1 rRNA gene is annotated in these 765 nt (G+C 54.4%); it reads left to right on the forward strand.

The annotated features are described in order from the left end of the window. Positions 1–765 (forward strand): 23S ribosomal RNA (locus F4V60_RS05870); the annotation flags it as partial.

The following is a 765-nucleotide window of genomic DNA, read 5'->3' on the forward strand; positions in this document are numbered from 1 at the left end:
TCAGCGGCATGTCGCGAGGTTAACCCGTGTGGGGTAGCCGTAGGGAAACCGAATCCTAATGGGGTGTTTTTAGTGGCATGTCCTGGACCCGAAGCGGGGTGATCTACCCATGGCCAGTGTGAAGCAGCAGTAAGATGCTGTGGAGGCGCGAACCCACGTAGGTTGAAAACTGCGGGGATGAGTTGTGGGTAGGGGTGAAAGGCCAATCAAACTCCGTGATAGCTGGTTCTCCCCGAAATGCATTTAGGTGCAGCGTCGCATTAGCTTGGTGGAGGTAGAGCTACTGGTTGGTTGAGCGGGACTACAATCTTAGCAATGTCAGCCAAACTCCGAATGCCATTAATGTGTTGTGCGGCAGTGAGACTGTGGGGGATAAGCTTCATAGTCGAGAGGGAAACAGCCCAGATCGCCGGTTAAGGCCCCTAAGGGTGTGCTAAGTGGAAAAGGATGTGGGATCGCGAAGACAGCCAGGAGGTTGGCTTAGAAGCAGCCATCCTTGAAAGAGTGCGTAATAGCTCACTGGTCGAGTGGTTCTGCGCCGACAATGTAGTGGGGCTCAAGCACACCGCCGAAGCCGCGGCATATATGCACTTTGTGTGTGTATGGGTAGGGGAGCGTCGTGCATGCGTTGAAGCGTTACCGTGAGGAGGCGTGGAGTGTGTGCGAGTGAGAATGCAGGCATGAGTAACGAATTGATAGGTGAGAATCCTATCCGCCGGATGACTAAGGGTTCCTGGGTCAAGTTCGTCTTCCCAGGGTGAGTCG

Origin of the sequence: Corynebacterium flavescens, assembly GCF_008693105.1 — a bacterium.
GTDB classification, from domain to species: Bacteria; Actinomycetota; Actinomycetes; order Mycobacteriales; family Mycobacteriaceae; genus Corynebacterium; species Corynebacterium flavescens.